The 18,211-nt window shown below is 56.1% G+C and carries 17 protein-coding genes; 11 read left to right on the top strand and 6 right to left on the bottom strand.

Features of this window, described 5'->3' with window-relative positions; all coding sequences use genetic code 11:
* The 10 genes from GOV85_RS14175 to GOV85_RS14130 all read left to right on the top strand — a co-directional run bounded on the left by GOV85_RS14175 (window position 1) and on the right by GOV85_RS14130 (window position 9,061).
* Window positions 1-594, top strand: coding sequence for a 2-hydroxychromene-2-carboxylate isomerase (locus tag GOV85_RS14175; protein WP_171179204.1), 594 nt, complete (start codon window positions 1-3; stop codon window positions 592-594).
* A 69-nt stretch (window positions 595-663) separates the two neighbouring features.
* On the top strand, window positions 664-1,227 hold the full coding sequence (locus tag GOV85_RS14170; protein ID WP_171179202.1) for a NifU family protein: 564 nt from the start codon (window positions 664-666) through the stop codon (window positions 1,225-1,227).
* Window positions 1,217-1,807 carry a tRNA (adenosine(37)-N6)-threonylcarbamoyltransferase complex dimerization subunit type 1 TsaB gene (gene tsaB, locus GOV85_RS14165; protein WP_171179200.1) on the top strand — a complete coding sequence of 197 codons (591 nt, stop codon included), beginning with the start codon at window positions 1,217-1,219 and terminating at the stop codon, window positions 1,805-1,807. Before GOV85_RS14170 ends, tsaB begins: the two co-directional genes overlap by 11 nt.
* A gap of 11 nt (window positions 1,808-1,818) precedes the next feature.
* A complete protein-coding gene (locus GOV85_RS14160) occupies window positions 1,819-2,217 on the top strand; it encodes a GNAT family N-acetyltransferase (RefSeq protein WP_253740687.1) in 399 nt (132 codons plus the stop codon).
* Window positions 2,218-2,375: 158 nt separating this feature from the next.
* Window positions 2,376-3,374, top strand: coding sequence for a BMP family protein (locus tag GOV85_RS14155; RefSeq protein ID WP_171179196.1), 999 nt, complete (start codon window positions 2,376-2,378; stop codon window positions 3,372-3,374).
* Window positions 3,375-3,461: 87 nt separating this feature from the next.
* Window positions 3,462-4,991: an ABC transporter ATP-binding protein gene (locus tag GOV85_RS14150; RefSeq protein ID WP_171179194.1), complete on the top strand. Its 1,530-nt coding sequence runs from the start codon at window positions 3,462-3,464 to the stop codon at window positions 4,989-4,991.
* A 1-nt stretch (window position 4,992) separates the two neighbouring features.
* On the top strand, window positions 4,993-6,087 hold the full coding sequence (locus GOV85_RS14145) for an ABC transporter permease (RefSeq protein ID WP_171179192.1): 1,095 nt from the start codon (window positions 4,993-4,995) through the stop codon (window positions 6,085-6,087).
* Window positions 6,087-7,055, top strand: a complete 969-nt coding sequence (locus GOV85_RS14140; RefSeq protein WP_171179190.1) for an ABC transporter permease — start codon at window positions 6,087-6,089, stop codon at window positions 7,053-7,055. The genes GOV85_RS14145 and GOV85_RS14140 overlap by 1 nt, the downstream gene beginning before the upstream one ends.
* Before the next feature lie 315 nt (window positions 7,056-7,370).
* The gene (locus GOV85_RS14135) at window positions 7,371-8,291 is read left to right on the top strand and encodes a sulfite exporter TauE/SafE family protein (protein ID WP_171179188.1); all 921 of its coding nucleotides are present in this window, start codon (window positions 7,371-7,373) and stop codon (window positions 8,289-8,291) included.
* 2 nt (window positions 8,292-8,293) lie between these two features.
* Window positions 8,294-9,061: a TIGR02186 family protein gene (locus tag GOV85_RS14130; RefSeq protein ID WP_171179185.1), complete on the top strand. Its 768-nt coding sequence runs from the start codon at window positions 8,294-8,296 to the stop codon at window positions 9,059-9,061.
* Window positions 9,062-9,064: 3 nt separating this feature from the next.
* On the opposite strand, the gene GOV85_RS14125 is transcribed toward GOV85_RS14130, so the two are convergent.
* From GOV85_RS14125 to GOV85_RS14100, 6 genes are all read right to left on the bottom strand, one after another.
* Window positions 9,065-9,793 (bottom strand): SDR family oxidoreductase, encoded by a 729-nt coding sequence (locus GOV85_RS14125; RefSeq protein ID WP_171179183.1) that lies wholly within the window; start codon window positions 9,791-9,793, stop codon window positions 9,065-9,067.
* The gene (locus GOV85_RS14120; protein ID WP_171179181.1) at window positions 9,790-11,322 is read right to left on the bottom strand and encodes an ATP-dependent RecD-like DNA helicase; all 1,533 of its coding nucleotides are present in this window, start codon (window positions 11,320-11,322) and stop codon (window positions 9,790-9,792) included. The genes GOV85_RS14125 and GOV85_RS14120 overlap by 4 nt, the downstream gene beginning before the upstream one ends.
* 60 nt (window positions 11,323-11,382) lie before the next feature.
* Window positions 11,383-12,021 (bottom strand): acyl-homoserine-lactone synthase, encoded by a 639-nt coding sequence (locus GOV85_RS14115; protein ID WP_171179179.1) that lies wholly within the window; start codon window positions 12,019-12,021, stop codon window positions 11,383-11,385.
* 83 nt (window positions 12,022-12,104) lie between these two features.
* Window positions 12,105-12,824, bottom strand: coding sequence for a LuxR family transcriptional regulator (locus tag GOV85_RS14110; RefSeq protein ID WP_171179177.1), 720 nt, complete (start codon window positions 12,822-12,824; stop codon window positions 12,105-12,107).
* Between the two features lie 367 nt (window positions 12,825-13,191).
* Window positions 13,192-14,475: a crotonyl-CoA carboxylase/reductase gene (gene ccrA, locus GOV85_RS14105; RefSeq protein WP_171179175.1), complete on the bottom strand. Its 1,284-nt coding sequence runs from the start codon at window positions 14,473-14,475 to the stop codon at window positions 13,192-13,194.
* Between the two features lie 137 nt (window positions 14,476-14,612).
* On the bottom strand, window positions 14,613-15,977 hold the full coding sequence (locus tag GOV85_RS14100; RefSeq protein WP_171179167.1) for a 1-acyl-sn-glycerol-3-phosphate acyltransferase: 1,365 nt from the start codon (window positions 15,975-15,977) through the stop codon (window positions 14,613-14,615).
* A 143-nt stretch (window positions 15,978-16,120) separates the two neighbouring features.
* Between GOV85_RS14100 and GOV85_RS14095 the strand changes: the two genes are divergently transcribed.
* A complete protein-coding gene (locus GOV85_RS14095; protein ID WP_171179165.1) occupies window positions 16,121-18,088 on the top strand; it encodes a protein meaA in 1,968 nt (655 codons plus the stop codon).
* The last annotated feature ends 123 nt before the right edge of the window (window positions 18,089-18,211 follow it).

Here is an 18,211-nt window from a genome sequence, read left to right as displayed (position 1 = left end):
ATGGCGAAAACGATACAGTTCTGGTTCGAATTCGCCTCAACCTATTCCTATCTCAGCGCAATGCGGATCGAAACCGCGGCGCAAGCCAAGGGCGTTTCGATTGAATGGCACCCTTTTCTGCTGGGCCCGATTTTTGCCGATCAGGGCTGGCGGACCTCTCCTTTCAACCTCTACCCGGCAAAGGGGCGTTATATGTGGCGCGACATGGAACGCCTCTGTGCTGCACGGCAATTGCCGTTAGTGCAACCCGATCCCTTTCCGCAGAATTCTCTCGCTGCAGCGCGCCTGACGCTTGCCATTGAGGATCACGCGAAGAGGGCTGAATTTGTCAAGGCGGTCTATACTGCCGAATTTGGGGCCGGCCGCAATATCTCGGACCCAAACATACTGAAGGATTGTCTGAAAACGGCCGACCTGCCATCTGCCATACTGAGTCGTGCGCAGGACCCCGACGTCAAGGCGGCCCTTTTTGCGCAATCCACCCGCGCCAAAGAGCTTGACCTGTTCGGAGCACCCAGTTTTTTAGTCGGAGACGAGTTGTACTGGGGCGACGATCGTCTGGACGCGGCTTTGGATCATGCGGCCTCAATTTAGAACCGTTCCAAATCTTGACTTCCCGCGCCCCTGCGCGCATATCAGAGGCACATCAGACGGAGCTGCCTCATGTTCATCCAGACCGAATCCACCCCAAACCCGGCCACGTTGAAATTTCTGCCCGGCCAAACGGTGCTTGAGGCTGGAACTGCGGACTTCCCAACAGCGGAAGCGGGCGAGAAATCCCCTTTGGCCAAACGCATCTTTGCCGTCAACGGCGTAACGGGTGTGTTCTTCGGTAACGATTTTGTTACTGTAACCAAGTCTGACGACATTCAATGGGATCACATCAAACCCGCCATTCTGGGTGCGGTGATGGAACATTACCAATCGGGCCAACCTGTGATGGGCGCGGATGCGACTGCTGCATCTGGTCATGCAGAACACACTGGCGAAGACGCTGAAATCGTCAATCAGATCAAAGACCTGCTGGACAGCCGCGTGCGTCCGGCAGTGGCTCAGGACGGTGGTGACATTACTTTCCACGGCTTTGATCGCGGTATCGTTTACCTGCACATGCAAGGTGCCTGCGCAGGCTGCCCGTCTTCGACGCTGACGTTGAAGATGGGTATCGAAAACCTGCTGCGTCACTACATCCCCGAAGTGACCGAGGTCCGTCCTGTTGCCGTCTGACCCGACGATTCTGGCATTTGATACATCGGCCGCGCATTGCGCGGCCGCTTTGCTGCGTGGCGGTGAAATCGTTGCCTCTCGGGCCGAAGCAATGTCACGCGGGCAAGCCGAACGCCTAATGCCTTTGCTTGAAGAGCTACTTGCCCAGGCTGGGTGCACATGGTCCGATCTTGACGCCATCGGTGTAGGGATCGGCCCCGGCAATTTCACCGGCATTCGAATCTCGGTCTCTGCCGCGCGTGGGCTTGCCCTGGGTCTTGATGCTCCGGTCGTCGGCGTTTCAGGGTTTGATGCTTTGACGAAACTGAGCGATGCAAACCAACTCCCCTGTATCGCTGCGCCGCGCGATCAGGTTTATGTTCAAGTCCCCGGCAGCAAACCAAGCCTGATGCCAAAGAGCGAGGCCGAGGCGCTTGGGCCTTTGTTTTCCTGCCAGGACCCAGAGAAACAGGTCCAGGCCATTGCCCGCCTGACCGCTGAACGGTGGCACGATGTCAGCGAACCACCTGCGCCACTATACGTCAGACCTGCGGACGCAGCGCCCTCGCGTGATGTGTCACCGGTCTTGTTGGACGAATGACGCCGGACGAGATGGCATCGACTCATGTTGCTGCGTTCACGCAGTCGCGCCCTTGGTCCGCCAGTGAATTTGAAAGCCTGCTGGAGAACGCCTTTACCCACTATGTTGGAGACGCTCGCTGTTTTGCCTTGTATCAAGTTATCGCGGGCGAGGCCGAACTGCTGACAATTGCGACTCACCCCACGGTGCAACGACAGGGCCTAGCACTGCAAACAATGCGCAACTGGCACAAACGGGCCGCCGCGTTGCATGCAAGCCGGGCCTTTCTGGATGTGGCTGCGGATAATGAGCCTGCAATCGCGCTATACAAACGTTGTGGTTACCATCGTTGCGGGATGCGACCGAACTATTATTCGCGCGAAACGGGCCTAAAAGCCGACGCTCTGGTGATGGAATGCCGCCTGCCCTGAGGGCAAGGGGACATTTTTTGGACCATTTGGTCAGGAATCAATTGACCACGACGGTTGCAAACCCTCTTAATACCCGCCATCACAACAGTTATGCTCGCTAAACGTGGGTAAACGGGACTAATCTAATCCTGTGCCAACATAAAAACTGGGAGACCGAAATGACCCTGATGAAATCCTTGATGGGTGCTGCCGCTGCGGTTGCACTGACTGCGGGTGCCGCTCTGGCCGAACCGGCGCTGATCTTTGATCTGGGCGGCAAGTTCGACAAATCGTTCAACGAAGCGGCACATAACGGCGCACAGCGTTGGGCAAACGAAACCGGCGGCAAGTACCGCGAAATCGAATTGCAATCGGAAGCTCAGCGCGAGCAGGCCCTCCGCCGCTTTGCCGAAGCAGGCGCGAACCCGATCATCACCATGGGATTTGCCATGGCAGACCCTCTCAGCACGGTCGCACCTGACTATCCTGACACCAAATTTGTTGTTGTTGATGTAACCTGGCTGGACGCACCGAACCTTCGTCAGGTCGGCTTTGCCGAACACGAGGGCTCGTACCTTGTTGGAATGATGGCGGCCATGGCGTCTGAGTCCGGCACGGTTGGCTTCATCGGTGGTATGGATGTTCCACTTATCCGACACTTTGGGTGTGGCTATGCACAGGGCGCCAAAGCCGTTAACCCCGAGATCAACGTCATTGCCAACATGACAGGAACAACCCCAGCTGCATGGAACGACCCGGTAAAAGGGTCCGAGCTAACCAAAGCACAAATCAGCCAAGGCGCTGACGTGATTTATGCCGCGGCGGGCGGAACCGGTGTTGGCGTTCTGCAGACCGCAGCCGACGAAGGCATTCTGTCGATTGGCGTGGACAGCAACCAGAACCACCTGCATCCCGGAAAAGTTCTGACCTCGATGCTGAAACGTGTGGACGTTGCTGTTTATGAAGCGATGAAAGCAGGCGACAAGGTCGAAACTGGTGTGTTCGTCATGGGTCTGGCCGAAGACGGTGTTGGCGTGGCTATGGACGAAAACAACAAAGAGCTTGTTTCGGTTCGTATGAGCGACACTGTGGATGAAGCCCGTAAAGGCATCATCAACGGCGATATCAGCGTTGTCAGCTATTACGAGAACGACAGCTGCCCCGCGCTGCAGTTCTAAGACACATGCGGGGCGGGGGTCTCCTCCGCCTCGCTTCCCACTCTGCCGCGCCGTCTGTGCGGCCCCTTCGGCAATTGAGGACAAGACATGACCGTCCCCGCCATTGAGCTCAAAGGGATTTCCAAAGCCTTTGGGCCGGTTCAGGCCAATAAAGACATTTCCATCAGCGTCGCCCCCGGTACGATCCATGGAATCATCGGAGAAAACGGTGCGGGCAAATCCACGTTGATGAGCATCCTTTTCGGCTTCTACAAAGCCGACAAAGGTGAGATTTGGATCAACGGTACCAAGACTGATATCCCGGACAGCCAGGCAGCCATCGCCTCGGGCATCGGGATGGTGTTCCAGCATTTCAAGCTGGTGGAAAACTTCACCGTTCTGGAGAACATCGTTCTGGGTGCCGAAGATGGCGGGTTGCTGGCCCCGTCTTTGGCCAAAGCCCGTAAAGAGCTGAAAGAGCTGGAAGAAGAATACGAGCTGTTCGTTGATCCTGACAAGCGCATCGATGAAATTGGCGTGGGCATGCAACAGCGTGTCGAGATCCTGAAAGCACTGTATCGCAAGGCCGAGATACTGATTTTGGACGAACCAACCGGCGTGCTGACTCCGGCTGAAGCAGATCAGTTGTTCCGCATTCTCGACCGCCTGCGGGCCGAGGGGAAAACGATCATCGTGATCACGCATAAACTGCGCGAGATCATGGAAAACACTGACACCGTGTCGGTTATGCGACGCGGGCAGATGACTGCGACTGTCAAAACGTCCGAAACCAGCCCTGAAGAGCTGGCCGAGCTGATGGTAGGCCGCAAGGTTCTGTTGCAGGTCGACAAGGTCCCTGCGAAACCCGGCAAACCCATCCTGGAAATTGAAAAGCTGAGCGTTTTCGACTCGGCTGGTGTGGAAAGGGTCAAGGGGATCGACCTCACAGTACGCGCTGGTGAAATCGTCGGCATCGCCGGGGTGGCTGGCAACGGTCAATCAGAGTTGCTTGAAGTTCTGGGCGGTATGCGCCCGGGTCAGGGCACGATCAGACTGAACGGTCAGCCTCTGGCGCTGAGTGGCGCAGGTTCGGACGGTCAGGCCCGCCGCGCCCAGCATATCGCGCACGTGCCGGAAGACCGGCAGCGTGAAGGTTTGATTATGGACTTCCACGCGTGGGAGAACGTCGCCTTCGGCTATCACCGCGACCCTGCTTATAAACGCGGTATCTTTATGGACAATGCCGCCCTGCGTGCCGATACCGAGGCCAAGATCGAGAAATTCGATGTCCGGCCGCCCGACGCATGGCTGGCTGCCAAAAGTTTTTCAGGCGGCAACCAACAAAAAATTGTCGTCGCGCGCGAGATTGAGCGGAACCCAGACCTTCTGCTGGTCGGACAACCAACGCGCGGCGTAGATATCGGCGCGATCGAGTTCATTCACAAGCAGATCGTTGCGCTGCGCGATCAGGGCAAGGCAATCCTGCTGGTTTCGGTCGAACTGGAAGAGATATTTTCGCTATCCGACCGGATTGCGGTGATGTTTGATGGTCACATCATGGGCGAACGCCTGCCTCACGAAACAGATGAAAAAGAACTGGGCCTGTTGATGGCCGGTGTTGCGGGGGAGGCCGCGTAACATGGAAAAAATGCCCAAATGGGCCGATGTGATCCTGATCCCACTGATCAGTTTGCTTCTGGCCGCGATCCTGTCGGCGCTTGTGATTCTGGCCATCGGCGAGAACCCGATTGACGCTGTGAAGCTAATGGTAACTGGTGCGCTGGGGTCGACCTATGGTTGGGGCTACACGCTCTATTACGCGACCAACTTCATGTTCACCGGCCTTGCGGTAGCCGTCGCCTTTCACGCCCGGCTGTTCAATATCGGCGGTGAGGGTCAGGCCATGCTGGGCGGGCTTGGTGTCGCAATCATTTGTCTTACGATTCCGTGGCCGCACTGGAGCATTGCTTTGCTCGCTGCCTGCGCCGCTTCGGCCCTATTTGGTGCTGCCTGGGCTGCAATACCGGCCTATCTGCAAGCCAAGCGTGGCAGCCATATCGTGATCACCACGATCATGTTCAACTTCATCGCTGCCGCCGTCCTGAACTATATGCTGGTGAATGTCATGAAACCGGCCGGGTCACAGGACCCTGCAACGGCGCGCTTCCCCGAAGCCACGCACTTGCCGAGCTTCCAGTCGATGTTCTCGACAGCAGACAATGTTGTGTTCCGGGGGGCGCCTGCCAACATCTCGTTCTTTGTGGCAGTTCTGGCCTGTTTTGTAGTCTGGGCACTGATCTGGCGGACACGGCTGGGCTATGAGATTCGAGCCTATGGTCATTCTGAAACGGGTGCTGTTTACGCCGGCATTTCGCCTGTGCGGATCACTATCATTGCGATGCTGATTTCGGGTGGATTGGCAGGCATGATGGCCATCAACAACGTCATGGGTGAGGCTGAACGTCTGGTGCTGAACCCAACCGAAGGCGCTGGTTTTATCGGTATCGCCGTCGCGCTGATGGGCCGGTCACACCCATTTGGGGTTTTCCTGGCGGCGCTGTTGTTCGGGTTTCTTTATCAGGGCGGCGCGGAGCTGGCGCTTTGGACACAAATCCCGCGTGAACTGATCGTGGTTATTCAAGCCTTGGTCATTTTGTTCACCGGTGCGCTGGACAACATGGTACGCATGCCGCTTGAGAAACTTTTCCTTGGCATGCGGAAGAGGGCTGAGTGATGGAATTCTTCGTTACCCTCATCCAGGTACTGGATTCGACGATCCGCCTGTCCACGCCCCTGCTTCTTGCGTGTCTGGCTGGTCTTTTTTCGGAACGTGCAGGTATTTTTGACATTGGCCTCGAAGGCAAAATGTTGATGGCGGCGTTCTTTTCCGCAGCTATAGCAGCCGTCACGGGATCTGTCTGGCTGGGTTTGCTTGCTGGTATCGCATCCTCGTTGTTACTGTCCGGGCTGCACGGGTTGGCGTCGATCACCTTCCGAGGCAATCAGCTCATCTCGGGTGTGGCCATCAACTTTCTCGCCTCTGGGCTGACCGTTTTAATCGCCCAAAGCTGGTTTCAGCAAGGTGGGCGTACACCGTCCCTTTTTGGCGGAGGACGGTTCGAGCCCATCAATTTCCCGTTTGCAGAATCGCTCAGCAGTGTACCGATTGTTGGTCCGGTTTATTCCGAATTGCTCTCGGGTCATTCGATTCTGGTCTATGTGGCATTTCTGATGGTTCCAGCGACGTGGTGGGTCCTTTATCGCACACGGTTCGGCCTACGCTTGCGGGCAGTGGGCGAAAACCCGGCAGCGGTGGATACAGCAGGCGTGTCCGTGGTTGGCCTGCGTTTCGCGGCGGTGGCCATCTGCGGCGTCTTGTGCGGTATCGCGGGTGCCTATCTGGCCACTGCCTTGCAAGCTGGGTTCGTCAAAGAAATGACCGCCGGTCGCGGGTTCATCGCGCTGGCGGCGCTCATCTTTGCGAAATGGCGCCCTTGGCACGCCATGTGGGCTTGCCTGTTGTTTGGCCTTTTGCAAGCCATCGCACTGCGGTTCCAGAACATCGATCTGGGCGGGATCGTGATCCCGGTGCAGGTCATGGATGCCCTGCCCTATATCCTGACAGTTGTGATTCTGGCTGGATTCGTTGGCAAAGCTGTGCCCCCGCGTGCAGGTGGCGAACCCTATGTAAAGGAACGCTGATAAGTCCAGTTCAGGAACAATTCTGGGTCCTGTTCGCTGCAGAGCGGCATGCAGAGTTGATTTTGCATGCCGCACCCGCTCTAAGGGGGTATGCAAGTCTACCTGTCCATAACCAAAGATTCTGTCAGCCCTTCATTTATGTTGGGCGGTGCCGGCAGGATCGGAATTGATCTAACCTTGCATCCAGAAGACTTCTTTTGGCTCATCGAGCCTGGAGGCATGTGACAATGATCTACATGCAACAGACTGCATCAATGGCTTATCATTTGGCCGCATGCGGCAGCGCGGAAACGCAAAATACAAAGTGACGGTAATATGTACATCTACCTGCCCATAGCCGAAGTATCGGTGAACGCATTCCTCCTGCTTGGTTTGGGCGGAATGGTTGGCGTCTTGTCCGGAATGTTCGGGGTCGGTGGGGGCTTTCTTATGACGCCGCTGCTGTTCTTCATTGGCATTCCGCCAGCTGTCGCTGTTGCGACCGAAGCCAATCAGATTGTGGCATCGTCCTTTTCCGGTGTACTGGCGCATTTCCGACGAAAAACCGTGGACCTCAGGATGGGAACTGTGTTGCTGATCGGAGGTCTTATAGGCGCTGCTTTGGGTGTGGTTGTTTTCAACTATCTCAAGAGTCTGGGTCAGGTCGATCTGCTGGTTAAGCTGTGTTACGTGGTTTTCCTTGGCGTCATCGGTAGCCTGATGTTCGTGGAAAGTCTAAGGGCCCTGCGCAAGGCCAAAATGGGTGGGGCCGCCCCCGCCAAACGCCGTCAGCGGGGCTGGATCCACGCCCTGCCCTTCAAGATGCGGTTTCGCACATCAGGCCTTTATATTTCGGTCATTCCACCCGTTCTAGTTGGGCTTTTCGTCGGCATTTTGTCTGCAATCATGGGTGTTGGCGGTGGCTTTATCATGGTGCCCGCCATGATTTATCTGCTGGGTATGCCAACAAAGGTTGTTGTTGGCACATCGCTGTTTCAAATCATCTTCGTGACAGCCTTTACCACGATGCTTCACGCCACAACCAACTACACTGTCGACGTCGTTCTGGCAGTACTGCTGCTTGTTGGCGGTGTGATCGGCGCGCAGATCGGTACTGTTATTGGCGCGCGCATGCCAGCGGAACAATTGCGCGTTTTGCTGGCAGCTTTGGTTCTGGCAGTTTGCGGCAAGCTGGCGCTTGATCTGCTTCTGGAGCCTGCCGAGCTTTATTCGCTCGGAACAGGTGGAGGACACTGAAGATGCTGCGTTCACTTATTGCCGCATTTTGTCTGTTCTGCCTGCCGGTGTCCGCAGCGGAAGAACAAGTTGTCCTGGGTCTTAGCCAGGATCGCGTTGCAATCACGGCGACCTTTGACGGCTCCGAGATTCTCATTTTCGGGGCCATCAAACGGGAAACCCCGATTCCGTCCGGCCCATCGGTCGAGGTCATCGTTGCTGTCGCCGGCCCATCCGAACCTGTCACCGTGCGCCGTAAGGATCGAAAGCTGGGGATTTGGGTGAACACCGACAGCGTCCTCGTCGATCTTGCGCCCAGTTTCTACGCTGTCGCAACCAGCGGACCATTAAACGAGATTCTGAGCGACACCGATGACCTGCGCTATCGTGTATCGATCGAGCGTGCGATCCGCTCTGTTGGTGCCGCAATGCATATCCGCGGAGCGCAGGATTTTGCAGATGCAGTGGTTCGCATCCGCGAGGAAGAAAAGCTGTATTCCATCCGCGAAGACACGGTGGCTGTAGACGAACAAACTCTGTTCCGCACGTCAATCGACATGCCTGCAGACCTGACAGAGGGGGACTATGTCGCCCGTATCTTCCTGACGCGCGGTGGAGAGGTAGTTTCGCACTACGAAACAACCATTAATGTCCGCAAAGTCGGCCTGGAACGGTTTCTGTACAACATGTCGCGCCAGCAACCTGTCTGGTATGGCTTGATGTCGCTGGTTATTGCGATTGCGGCAGGCTGGGGTGCATCGACGGCTTTCCGTTTGCTGCGCGAAAAGTAACCTTCATCCCCTGCCGATGTAAGGCATGGTCGTGGCCATGACGGTCATGAACTGAACGTTCGCCTCGGGCGGCAAGGTTGCCATATGCAGAACGGACCGTGCTGCGTCCTCAACAGCCATAGTCGGGTCAGGCGTGTCCCCTGCCGCCTGCGCGGCGTCGACAAGACCCTGAACCATCTGTGTGCGGGCGTTCCCAATGTCGATCTGGCCACAGGCAATTCCAAAGGACCGCCCGTCCAGAGACAGGCTGCGGGTCAGTCCGGTAACTGCGTGTTTTGTCGCTGAATAGTGCACAGAGTTCGGACGCGGAACATGGGCGGCAATGGAGCCGTTATTGATGATCCGTCCACCCTGAGGGTCCTGATGCCGCATGATGCCAAAGGCTTCGCGTGCGCACAGGAACATACCGTTCAGGTTGACGTTGACGCTTTGGTACCAATCTTCAAGCGCGATCTCGTCAATCGTGCCACCCGGAGCAAAGATTCCTGCGTTGTTGAACAAGACGTCCAGACGCCCAACCTTGTTCGCGAACTTGCGGAACACGGTCTTCACAGCTTCAGGATCGGTGACATCAGCAGGCAACGAAACTGCGTTGGCATGTTTCTGTGCCAGGGCATTCAACTTGTCCGCACTGCGTGCCAGCATGCCAACCGTCCACCCTTGGGCCAGAAACAATTCGGCGGTGGCCAGACCAATGCCAGAGCTTGCGCCTGTCACGATTATGGATGTCATGTCTCTTCCGCCTCCAATGTCAGCGACGCCGCAGGTACAGCCCGCAAGTCATCCACCCGCAGCGGGTATGTTGGCTTTGATAAACGGTTGCGAACCACCCAAATCAACCGCTCTTGCGCCCGAGTGATCGCCACATAGGCCAAACGTTTCCACAAGGGTTGTCCGGCCTCGGTCCGACCCATTCGGGCCGCAGCGTAGATGTCAGGCGCAAAAACTTGAACCGTATCCCATTGCGAGCCCTGCGCCTTGTGGATCGTAACCGCCGCACCGTGCAGGAACGTTGCGCCCATACGCGCGGCAAAAGGAATGAATGGCTCTTCCTCGTTCGGTTTTTCGATTTGTACAATCGACGCAGCGCTGACCTGAGGGTCTTCGGCCCCCATAACGTGCAATCGCGAAAACCCCGGTTTTCGCCCCGGCCCCAGATAAACAACCTGAGCCCCCTTGATCAGCCCGCGCGCCTCAAGATCCAACCGTTTCTTGCGATGTTTCAAAGGCAGTTCGATCCCGTCGCAAATTAGCGGTTCCCCCTCCAACAGCTCGGTCTCTGGTGCGCCATGGACGTTCCTGAACGCCTGAATAAGTCGAATGCGTGTTGCGTTGCGCCAAACCAAAACCGGGCTGCGCGCCATCAGGTCGACCTCGACCCGCTGGCCCCAGACCACCCTGTCGTCACGGCGGGCTGTCTCTTCGACCAAACGCTCGAAGTCCTCAAACCCCATTTCGGGGTCTGCCAGAGCATGGGCCAGATCGAGAATCGGGTTGTCCGCATCCTGCCTGTGAACCCGTTGAAGCGTCAGCTTCCGGGGCTCGGGCAAGGCTTCAAAAACCATGCTGCCCGACTGGTTCACCGGTGCCAGCTGCGCCGGATCACCGAATAACAGAAGGGTTGGAAAAATCTCTTTCAGATCCTCGAATTGACGATCATCCAGCATCGACGCTTCGTCGACAAATCCGATGTCCAAAGGTTCGTCGCGTCGCTTCCACCCAGTGATGAAATCTGATCCCCTCAAACCGGCTGCGGCCAATGCCCCGGGCATGGACTTGTTGTTTTCGTAAAACGCCGCAGCCCGATCCAGGGCTTCTTCTGTCAGTCCTTCAATCTCGGGGCGTTCATCGTTGCCCGCCAGCCATTCAGCGATGCGCTCGTATTCCGGGTCGTACACCGGCGTGTAGAGAATGCGGTGAATTGTCGTGGCAGGCACACCACGCAGGCGCAGAACGCTTGCGGCCTTGTTGGTGGGGGCCAGGATGGCCAAGCTGCGCTTGTCCCTTGACTTGCGACTTTCATAGTCGCCGGACACGATCTGCACTCCGGTCTCTGCCAGCGCTTTATAAAGTTCAGCCAACAGCAGGGTTTTACCCGAACCAGCCTTGCCGATCACGGCCATTACACCGGATTTTCCTGCCCCCGGCAGCTTAACAAGGGCATCATCTTCAAGATCGACACCTGCTGATCGCAGCATCTCGGCGATGCTGTCAAATGCGGCGGCCTGATCATCCGAGAAGGTTACATTTTGCAAAGACATGGCGCGACCCTACAGGGCCGCGCCGACCATCACCAGATGCGGAATGGCGATTTCAGCCGCTCAGGCGGACAGTGCAAATCGGTGCTGCTTTTTGGGCCCAAAAGCCGTGTTGAACCAAAGGCGTGACAGTTCGCGTGGGATGCCCGCGCGCTCCGCCACGCGGTTGCAGTCATCTGCAGAGTAAGGCCACAACCCGACCGAGATCTGATCCCGCCCGCTGCCCTGGGTGCCCAGAACCTCGGGCGATGAGCCGATCAGGCGATAGATACGGATCATACGCGCATCAAACACACCGGCGATGTGTGTCAGGCCAAAACCCTCCATCATTTCACCCCCGCTCAGCATAATGGCCCCAGCCGTATGCGGGCCTGCGTCGCGTGACAGGCAAAACCGTGTAACTTCCCAGATCAGCGGGCTGCAAATGGGTTTGCCACCGTTAAGATGCCCAAACACCTCGTTGATCATCACCCGACCCGTTGTCGGCAACACCCGCATCGACCCGCCATGACGGCCGTCCGGCTCTTCCCAGATGACATAGAGCGGGTTGAGCGCATCATACTCATCCCGCTCTTCACCTTGTTCGTTGACGTGGACATCCCACCCCAGCCGGGTTTTGAACTGATCCGCTCGATCCTTGAACATCCCCTCTGCCAGAGTTGGAAATCTGTGCAACTCATCGGCATATAAATAACGCAACATGACTTGTTCCCCTTGTCGTCCTGTGCAGGAACGAAAGGGGTACAGAGTTGTGGTTAATATTACGTGTGGGGTGCGCGCTGGCCTTAAACCACTATTAAGCCTCGGCTAAGTGCGGTTGCGATTGCATGAGTTGTGTTATGAGCGCCCAACTTGGATCGGGCGCTTTCGATATAAACCCGCAGCGTATGCTCTGATATCGACAGAGAATGCGCCACTTGAGCCCTGCTGTATCTCAAAGCCAAAAGGGTGATCGCGTCAATTTCCCGTGGAGACAGATTACGCTTGGAATCCGGCTGCCTGTCCTCTTCGAACTCAAGCGCTTTGCGATTGATAAAATGCGCAACAAGGATCAAGTCTCGCCCGAAGGTGGAAATAAAGCGCTGCCAGGTCCGATCATCGCAACTGTGGTTTACTGTGAATAGGGCAAACTGCCCGTTCGGGCCCCGGATCGGAATGGAATAGCCCTGATTGCCAACACCGTGGTTTCTGGCATCTTCAAGAAAGGACTTTGCAATCCTGCTCGACCAGTCCAGAGATTTCCAGTCAACCGGATGAAATCTTTGGAAACACCCAAGAATAACCGGATCAATACGATGGTAATTCTTGTCCCGATAGCGTTCGTCCCAAGCATCTGAATATGTGGTGTAACCGTACTGATCGCCAGCACCATCGACCCAGTGATAGGTCAGATGTTCGACCTGAAGAATACCACGTAATTGCTCTGCAACATTGCTGAGCTCTTCAAGCGTGTTGGTGTTTTCCAAATCCTGAAGGATTTGACCCAATTCGACTTCTGTTCCCATCCGCGGGCGCTCGTGCCTCGTTCTTCAGGGACGCGATCTCGGCCGCCGCGATCAGCCTTGTGTCATCCAGCTGCTCGGCAAGCGCGCTCAACCCGTTCGCAACGGCGAAAGCATTGAGGTCCGACAATACGTCCAATATCCACTCATTCTGCGCCATTAGGGTCTCTCTGAAACAGTTAACGAAGCGTTAACACAACCATAACATGTATGATCTTTTTCGACCTATTCACCGGTTTCTACTCCCCAAAAATGGCGGGGGACGAAAATGTAAGTGTTTGAAAGTCCGAAAGGCTTTGTCAAAACGCAAAACACCCGCGAACCGGCAAGGCGATTCGCGGGCGTTTTTTGTCTACAACCCAAATGGGGGTCAGCCTGCGTCAAGAACCTCTTCAAGGGTGCGCAGGCCAGTGCGGGGCGCTTGAACAAGGACAGACATGTTCCCCGGCTTATGTTCGTTCCGGAGCATCTTCATGTGCGCCTCTGGCAGATCGTTCCAGGTGAACACCTCCGACATGCAGGGATCCAGGCGACGTTCAACCATCAGCTTGTTTGCAGCAGCCGCTTGTTTGAGGTGCGCAAAGTGCGATCCTTGCAGGCGCTTTTGATGCATCCACATGTAGCGCACATCAAAGGTACAGTTGAAACCTGTTGTACCGGCGCAGATCACGACCATACCACCTTTTTTGACAACAAAGGTCGAGACCGGGAACGTGCTTTCACCGGGGTGTTCAAACACCATATCCACGTTGTTGCCCTTGCCGGTGATGTCCCAAATCGCCTTGCCGAACTTGCGGGCTTCTTTGAACCATTCGGCATATTCCGGCGTGTTTACCGTGGGCAATTGGCCCCAGCAGTTGAAGTCTTTACGGTTCAGCACGCCTTTGGCACCTAATCCCATAACGAAATCGCGCTTGCTTTCGTCCGAGATTACACCAATCGCATTCGCACCGGCCGTGTTGATCAACTGGATCGCATAGGAACCCAGACCGCCGGACGCGCCCCATACCAGAACGTTCTGGCCCGGCTTCAGATCATGCGGCTCGTGGCCAAACAGCATCCTATAAGCGGTCGCCAACGTCAGTGTGTAGCACGCAGCTTCTTCCCAGGTCAGGTGCTTGGGGCGCGGCATAAGTTGTTGTGCCTGAACGCGGGTGAACTGGCTGAAAGAGCCGTCTGGTGTCTCATAACCCCAAATCCGTTGGCTGGTCGAGTACATCGGATCGCCGCCGTTGCACTCTTCATCATCGCCATCGTCCTGGTTGCAGTGGATGACAACTTCGTCGCCGACTTTCCAGCGCTTCACCTTATCGCCAACGGCCCAGACAATGCCTGACGCATCCGAACCGGCAATGTGATAGGGGGCTTTGTGGCCATCAAACGGGCTGATTGGCTGACCCAGGGCGGCCCAGACACCGTTATAGTTTACGCCAGCTGCCATCACCAGAACCAGCACCTCGTTGCTGTCCAGTTCGGGTACGTCGACCACTTCTTGTTGCATTGCAGTGTTCGGCTCGCCGTGGCGTTCCTTGCGGATGGCCCAAGCATACATTTGCTTGGGGACAAATCCCATCGGAGGGATCTCACCCATTTCATAGAGGTCCTTTTCGGGTGCCTCGTACGACGCGATACCGCTTTCGGTGTCCAAAGCCATGCTGGCCTCCTATTCTCAATATCATTGCCGCAACGCAGAATCGCGTGCTTCACAGACTGTGAATATTGACCACTGAGTAATAATGCAACCGTTTTTGGTTCATATTTGTAATTTTATGACCCAGCAGATGCAGAAAGTTATTTCGCAAGCGCAGTATTCTCAGAATCCCTGTGGTTTGGGGCTGAGGCTGCATAGTACTCCAGCAAATCCTCTCTTTGACCTGAAAGGGCCAGATTGTCCCCCTGGCGGCTTAAGATCCTGCGCTCGACCAACTGATTCAGGGCATTTTCAACCGCCGCTTCGTCTTGGTCTGACGCATGGCCGTCTTCGGCCAGCATAGAAAGTATTTGGGAACGAACGACCTTTTCAGATGAAGAACCTTTCTGTTGCAACAACAGGCACGCCGCAGGGGCCGGAACCAGCGGGATCGCTTGCCCGATGCGTTGCATCAATTCCCGGGCCAGATCCGTCATGACATCGTCATCATTCACGACGCGAAATTCCTTTAGCGAAATGGGCACCCCATATCGCACAGAGGCAACGCCAAACCGCTTGTACCGCCCGATCAAGCGCCGCCAGATCTGCTTGAGGATCCAGCGCGAGATTACGCCAATCCGAGCGCGAAACCGACGCTCAGACCCCAAAGCCGCGCGAGTCAGGATGGTATCTTCAAGCACTCGATCATAATTCAACGCCACAGGAACGAATACGACGTCGCGGCCTTCAGGCGAAGTTCCGTCCATAATGTATTTCAGCAAACCCAGTTTTGGGCGACCCAGTGCGCCAGTCAGGCTTAAACCGCCTTCCGGGAACATGGCTTGCGTCACACCCGCTTCGGTCGCGTGGCGCACATAGCAGGACAACACCTGCCTATAGAGCTCACTGCCTGATTTGCGTCGAATGAAGTACGCCCCCATTGCGCGGATCAAACGGCTTAGCGGCCAAACGCGCGCCCATTCTCCGACAGCATAAGACAAGGCCGACTGCTGTGCCGCCAGATAGGTCACCAGCACATAGTCCATATTGCTGCGATGGTTCATCACAAAAACCACGGTCGCATCCGGGTCGATGTTCTTGATCGCAGCCTCGTCCTTGTACCCGAGTCGGACCTCGTAAAACGTATTGCTCAGCAGACGGGCGAGCCGAATGGCAAAGCTGAAATAGGCAAAGGCAGAAAACGACGGGACAATCTCGCGCGCGTAGCGGCGCGCTTTTTCAAAGGCGACTGCCTCGGGAATGCCTTCGTCCTGCGCGTGTTGTTGAACCGCCTGCCCGACCTGAGGGTCGTAAATCAGCCGCTGGATCATGTCATGACGCCGCGCCAGCTTGAACGGTTGAATGGGACGTTGAAGCCTTTGATTCAGGCGCGAAACGGCGCGTTCCAATCTACGGCGAAAAAACCATCGCACTGAAGGAAACAGAAAATGCGAAGCAAAAGTGACCATGGCAAAGACCACGATCAGCAGGAAAAGCCAAAGCGGAAGTTCCACGGTTTGCGTCATGGCGGCACATTGCCACCAATCGCAACTGCCCACAATCTGAACAATTGAAGGATGCCGCAACGCAGCGAATTGACATATCCCGAAAATTGCGCTTTAGAACCTCAAGACGTAATTTTATTGCCCACTGAAACACGAGGCCCCCTATGACGCAGACGCAGAAAGATCGCCCTTGGCTCATCCGAACCTATGCCGGTCATTCCACGGCCAAAGCCTCGAACGCACTTTATCGGGGGAACCTGGCGAAAGGGCAAACCGGCCTGTCCGTGGCTTTCGATCTGCCCACGCAAACGGGCTATGACAGCGACCACACATTGGCACGCGGTGAAGTCGGCAAAGTGGGCGTTCCCGTTTGTCATCTGGGCGACATGCGGGTTCTGTTCGACCAGATCCCGCTTGAGCAGATGAACACCTCGATGACGATCAACGCCACTGCCCCATGGTTATTGGCGCTGTATATCGCTGTCGCGGAAGAGCAAGGCGCAGATGTGTCGAAATTGCAGGGCACGGTGCAAAATGACCTGATCAAGGAATATCTGAGCCGCGGCACCTATGTTTGCCCGCCCAAACCGTCGCTTAAGATGATCGCGGACGTGGCCGAGTATTGCTATACCAACGTTCCCAAGTGGAACCCGATGAATGTGTGTTCGTACCACCTGCAGGAAGCGGGCGCGACACCAGAACAGGAACTGGCCTATGCGTTGGCCACCGCCATCGCGGTGTTGGATGAATTGCACCCGCGCGTTCCGGCAGAGGATTTCCCAGCCCTGTGTGGCCGTATTTCGTTTTTCGTGAACGCGGGCATCCGCTTTGTCACCGAAATGTGCAAGATGCGCGCATTTGTTGATCTTTGGGATGAGATTCTGCAACAACGCTATGGTGTCGAGAATCCGAAATTCCGCCGATTCCGCTATGGGGTGCAGGTTAACTCGTTGGGTCTGACCGAACAACAGCCTGAAAACAACGTCTATCGCATCCTGATCGAAATGCTGGCCGTGACGCTGTCGAAAAACGCGCGTGCGCGTGCGGTGCAATTGCCTGCCTGGAACGAGGCGCTTGGGCTGCCGCGCCCCTGGGATCAGCAATGGTCGATGCGGATGCAGCAAATCCTGGCCTATGAGACCGACCTGCTGGAATTCGACGACCTGTTCGATGGCAACCCCGCCGTCGATGCCAAGGTCGAAGAGTTGAAGACAGGCGCGCGGGCCGAGTTGGCGAACCTTGATTCGATGGGTGGCGCGGTGGCCTCGATTGAGTACATGAAATCCCGCCTGGTGGACTCAAACGCAGATCGGCTGAACCGTATTGAACGAAACGAAACCGTCGTTGTTGGTGTGAACAAATGGATCGAAGGTGAAGCTTCACCTTTGCAGACCGAAGATGGCGGCATCATGGTTGTCGATCCGGCGGTGGAACAGGAACAGATCGACCGCCTGAACTCCTGGCGCGCTGAACGGGACGACTCGGCTGTTGCAAATGCCCTGGCCGCGTTGCGGGAGGCCGCGAAAACCGGAGCAAACGTGATGGAGCCGTCCATTGCCGCCGCCAAGGCGGGCGTCACCACAGGCGAATGGGCGGAAGAGATGCGCAAAGTCTACGGTACTTATCGTGGCCCAACCGGTGTTTCAGGCTCGGTTTCGAACAAAACCGAAGGGTTGGACGATCTGCGCGCTGCGGTCGACGCGGTCAGTGACAAACTGGGCCGTCGTCTCAAGTTCCTGGTTGGCAAACCGGGATTGGATGGCCATTCCAACGGCGCTGAACAGATCGCCTTCCGCGCCCGTGATTGCGGCATGGACATCAGCTATGAAGGCATCCGCCTAACCCCAGAGGAAATCGTGGAAGCTGCGCGCGCAGACGACGCGCATGTGATCGGCCTGTCCATCCTATCCGGCAGCCACCTGCCACTGGTCGAAGATGTATTGGCGCGTCTGCAAAAAGAAGGGCTGTCCCATATTCCAGTTGTGGTCGGCGGGATTATTCCCGATGAAGATGCCGAAAAATTGAAAGCCATGGGGGTGGCCAAGGTTTACACCCCTAAAAACTTTGAATTGAACGCAATTATGGGCGATATCGTTGTTTTGGCAGACCCCAAAACACTTGCTGCAGAATAACTGAGCCTTTTCTTTCTTTTTTCCCCGTTTCTGTCCTTTAAATCTTTGGGATGGAATAATCCTGTTTTTGGAAATACGGTGCGCGCCAATACGCACCGTATTCTAATTCAATCGGAGAAGACT

This window comes from Ruegeria sp. HKCCA4633 (genome assembly GCF_013034605.1).
Lineage (GTDB): Bacteria > Pseudomonadota > Alphaproteobacteria > Rhodobacterales > Rhodobacteraceae > Ruegeria.
The sequence above is the reverse complement of the archived record's forward strand: the minus strand, read 5'-3'. Positions and strand labels throughout refer to the sequence as shown.